The organism is Sphingomonas sp. 66-10 (assembly GCF_001897045.1).
Classification (GTDB): Bacteria; Pseudomonadota; Alphaproteobacteria; order Sphingomonadales; family Sphingomonadaceae; genus Sphingomonas; species Sphingomonas lycopersici.
In genome coordinates, this window is record NZ_MKRR01000137.1 from 8,822 (window position 1) to 12,407 (window position 3,586).

Here is a 3,586-nt window from a genome sequence, read left to right on the forward strand (position 1 = left end):
GCGCGTGACCAGGGTGTCGCGATCCTGATAGCCCGCGGTCGCCAACAGATCGGCGAAGCCCAGCTCCGCCTTAGCGCTCAGGCTGTAGATGCGCTGCTTGTCGCTATACGGCACCTGCGCCGCATTGACGGCATTATAGGCCCCCGCGCTCGGCGACCATGTGCTGGCGCCGCCCTCGGTGAACAGGAAATGCGCCGCGCCGTCGATCGTCAGCCACGAGGCCGGGACGAAACGGACGAGGATGCGCCCGCCGTCGGTGCGCTCGGCATTGATGCCGGTGAGGTGCAGCCCGGGATTGTCGACCCAACCGTCGTCCTGCCGCCGGAAATAGACCCCGCGCACCGCGAGCACGTCGTTGACGACCGGCAGGTTGAGCGCCGCGTTGAGCTGATAGCCTTCGCCCCCGCTACGCGTGCTCGTCACGCTGGCGTCGAGCTTGCCGCTGAACGTGAAGTCCGGCTTGCGGGTGACGAGGCGGATCGCGCCGCCCACCGCGCCCGCGCCGTACAACGTGCCTTGCGGCCCGCGCAGGACCTCGACCCGCTCCAGATCGAACAGCTTGAAATCGGACTGGCTTCCGCCCGCATCGCTGGTCGTGCCCGGCGGGCCGGCCACCGCCGTCTCGTCATAATAGATGCCGACCTGCGCATCGCCCGCGCTACGAATGCCGCGCAACGTGATGCGGCGCTGGCCCGGCCCTGAATCGGTGATCGTCAGGCTCGGCACCGCGCGGACCAGGTCGTTGGCGGAATCGATCGAGGCCGCGCGCAAGGTGTCGCCCGAGAGCGAGGTGACGGCGGCAGGGGTGTCCTGCAGCCGCGTTTCCCGCTTCAGCGCGGTGACGACGATATCGTTGCTGCCTTTGTCCGCCGCATCCTCGGCATAAGCGGCAGCGGGAGCGGTCAGTAACAGGCACGCGACAAGAGTATGTCCCCCCGGATAGGACTTCATCGATTATGGCTCCCACATTTTCGCTGTGGGCGATGTCAATCAAGAAGCGTGCCATTTGGCGGATATCTCCCGTCTTGAGCGCTCCAAAGACGGGATATCCAAGGCCGGGGGGCCAATAATGCCAATAATCGCGTGCTTTTGGATAGAGCTTCTTCAATCGAGCGAGCGCATATCAGTCCTGAAGATTGTTGATATCCCGCCACCCCCTGCACCGATCGCCGCAGCGCGCCGGTGAGCTGCCCTGAGAAACCCCGCAGTTCTGCCGATGGCATGGATCATGCTTGTCACCGGCGCGACGATCTACGTGCGAAGCGAGGGCTGCGCGATGACCATAGAATTCTATTCCCGCCTGCCGCTGCATGGCGAAACGCAATTCATCCCGGGCGACAACCGCAACCGCGGCGACTGGAACCGCTCGCCGAGCGAGAGCACGGGCGCCGTGTCGCACTTCGATATCGGCGATGACTTCACCTATATCGACTATCTCTCGCAGGTCGCCCGCGCGGCGGAGATCAACGGCTTCAAGGGCGCGCTGATGGTCAACGCGCCGTTCGGCGACGAGCCGTGGATCGTCGCCTCCGTCCTGGCGCGCGAAACCAAAAGGCTACGCTATGTCGCCGCCTTCCACCCGTTTCATTTCAGCCCGTGGCAGGCGACGCAGATGGCGGCATCCTTCCAGCGGTCGAGCGGCGGGCGGCTGATCTGGAACCTCATCCAGGGCGGGTCGGACGCGATGCAGAAAGCGCTCGGCGATGCGCTGCCCCACGACGAACGCTATGCGCGCGCGAGCGAGTTCATGGACGTCGTCAAGGGCTTCTGGGCGAGCGAGAGCTTCCACTATAAGGGGCATTATTACGAGGCCAACGGCATGGGGCTGCGCGGCGCGCTGCGCAAGGCGCAACTGCCGGTGATCTGCACCGCCGGATCGTCCGACGCGGCACGCGATCTCGCTGCAAAACATGCCGATTATTATCTGATGCTGGCGGAGGACCCGGCGGTGGTCGCGGAAACGATCGCCGACGTCCGCCGCCGCGCCGAGGTTTATGGTCGGGCCGACACCATCCGCTTCGGCCTCTCGGTGGACGTGATCCTGCGCGAAACCGACGAAGAGGCTTTCGCCGAGGCGAAACGCGTGTTCGACAGCGGCGTCGCGGCGGGCACCGTCCAGATCGCCGCCGAGCGCACCGGCCAGATGTCGCAGACGCATCAGTCGCGCTACCGCCGCTATCTGGGTCGCGCGATCAACGGTTACGAGGATCTGTTCATCGCCCCCAATCTCTGGGCGGGGTTCAGCTATGTCGGCATTCCGCCGGGCTTCGCCTTCGTCGGCAGCTATGCCGCGGTCGAGGCACGCGTGCGTGAGTTCGCCGCGCTCGGGATCAGCAAGTTCTTCATCAACGGCTATCCCCATCTCGAGGAGATCTACCGGCTCGGCGAACATCTCCTCCCGCGTTTCCGCGCCAGTGCGCAGCCCAGCGTCGCGAACGACCTGCAACCCATTCCGCTCGTCGCCGGGCTGTCCGGCGGCAACTGACCTAAAAGGGACCGAGATGACATTACACCTGGCGACCACCACGGCGATCGCCGGTCTCCCCGATCTGTCCGCCGCCCCGGCGCGGCGCCTCGCCAGCGAGGCGGAGGCGATCGCCGCCGCGCATGAGGTCGCCGCCGCGATCGCGCCGATCACGCGTGACCATGATCGCGAGGGCGAGATCCCCGGCGAACAGCTCCGCCTCCTTTCCGAAAGCGGGGTGACCGCGATCGCGGTGCCCAAGGAACTGGGCGGCCTCGGCGCGTCGATCGAGACGATCGTCGAAACGGTACGCATCATCAGCACCGCCGACGGCGGCGTCGGTCAGATCCTCCAGCTTCACAATGTCATGATCGGCGGCATCCTGGCTTCGCCGGACGCGGCCTATCGCGCCTTCTTCGCGCCGCGCATCCTGGCCGGCGAGCGGTTCGGCAATGCGCTGGCGGAGGTCGGGGGCAAGAACAAGCTCGATCTGCGCACCATTCTCTCTCCCCATGACGACGGCAGCTATCGCCTGAACGGACGGAAATTCTACGCGACCGGCTCCTATCTCGCACATTGGCTGTCGGTCGGCGTCGCCACCCCCGAGGGCGGCGGGCGCGGCAACGTCATCATCCCGCGCGACGCGCCCGGGCTGACGGTCATCGACGATTGGCGCGCGTTCGGCCAGCGCAACACGATGAGCGGCACGGTGATCTTCGAGGACGTCCACGTCCCCGCCTTCTTTTCGCCCAGGGGCCGCAAGCCCGCCCGCACCGCGCTCACCCGCGCGCAAATCCTGCATGCCGCGATCGATACCGGCATCGCGCGGGGCGCGCTGACCGCCGCGGTCGACTATCTGCGCAACGCCTCGCGCGCGTGGATCGAAAGCGGTGAAGAGCGCATCGTCGACGAACCCCATGTCATCAAGCAGGTGGGCGAGTTCGAGAATGCCGTCTATGCCGCCGAATTGCTGCTGCGCGAAGCGGCGCGGGCGTTCGACCGCCAGCTCGCCGATCCCGACAGCGAGGCGCTCCAGACGCTGGCGATCCTTGCCGTTGCCCATGCCCGTGTCCAGGCGGATAAGGCATCATTGTTCGTCGGCGCCCATATCTTCGACCTGAT

3 protein-coding genes are annotated in these 3,586 nt (G+C 66.2%); 2 read left to right on the plus strand and 1 reads right to left on the minus strand.

Annotation, left to right across the window (positions count from 1 at the left end; all coding sequences use genetic code 11):
• Nucleotides 1-951, minus strand: a 951-nt coding sequence (locus BGN95_RS18500) for a TonB-dependent receptor (protein WP_286773607.1), incomplete at its 3' end; no start/stop codon positions are given.
• Nucleotides 952-1,276: 325 nt separating this feature from the next.
• On the opposite strand from BGN95_RS18500, the gene BGN95_RS18505 reads away from it, so the two are divergent.
• On the plus strand, nucleotides 1,277-2,485 hold the full coding sequence (locus tag BGN95_RS18505) for an LLM class flavin-dependent oxidoreductase (protein WP_286773608.1): 1,209 nt from the start codon (nucleotides 1,277-1,279) through the stop codon (nucleotides 2,483-2,485).
• A 16-nt stretch (nucleotides 2,486-2,501) separates the two neighbouring features.
• On the plus strand, nucleotides 2,502-3,586 hold a 1,085-nt coding region (locus BGN95_RS18510), incomplete at its 3' end, for an acyl-CoA dehydrogenase family protein (RefSeq protein ID WP_286773609.1).